The following is a 790-nucleotide window of genomic DNA, read 5'->3' as shown; positions in this document are numbered from 1 at the left end:
GGATTACTCAGTCTTGGACTGGTTATGATTCTACACTGGAAGGCCATTCTAGATTGCCTGATATCAAATCAGTTATTGCGATTGCTGAGATTTTTTCAAAGAGGGATGAACAATTATCTTTAAGAGACATATTTACTACATCTGTGCTTGCTTTACTTATGTGCGCACCGAGTAGGATATCAGAAATTTTAGCTTTGCCAGCGGATTGTGAAATTACAGAATGTGATGGAAAGGGCATTCAAAGATACGGTTTGAGATTTTTTTCAGCAAAAGGGTATGAAGGTAATATAAAATGGATTCCAACTCTAATGATACCTGTAGCTAAAAAGGCAATTACCAGATTAAAAGAATTATCAAGTCAAGCGAGGTTATTGGCTGCTGAAATTCAGAAAAATCACTCTAATTCAACGATGGGAACCCTTAAAGAGAATATACCTCAAGATTTCCCTTGGTATGATAGAGAGAAGAAAATTGAATATTCTAATGCGCTTTGCTTGTTAACTGAAGGACAGTTAAATCAAAACAAAAAGAAAATGTTAGATAAGTTATTCAGACCTACAATGAGTTTTTTTAAAACTGACATTGTTGATTCTGATTATATAAAAGGACATTTTAATATCTTTAAAAGACATGGTTATATAAATGAAGATGGTAGCCCATATTTGCTGAGAACACATCAACTGAGGCATCTTCTCAACACATTTGCTCAAATAAATGGTATGGATGAATTTAGTATTGCTCGCTGGTCTGGACGTAAGCTTATTTCTCAAAATGTTTCTTATGACCACAG

Annotated in this window: 1 pseudogene; it reads left to right on the top strand. The window is 34.2% G+C overall.

Features of this window, described 5'->3' with window-relative positions:
• Window positions 1-790: pseudogene (locus IM273_RS22260) on the top strand (DNA-binding protein); the annotation flags it as partial.

The sequence above is a fragment of the Enterobacter cloacae complex sp. P13B genome (assembly GCF_014895915.1).
In the GTDB taxonomy this organism is placed as follows: domain Bacteria; phylum Pseudomonadota; class Gammaproteobacteria; order Enterobacterales; family Enterobacteriaceae; genus Enterobacter; species Enterobacter bugandensis.
Note: the sequence above shows the minus strand (reverse complement) of the source record. Positions and strands in the feature narration are given on the sequence as shown.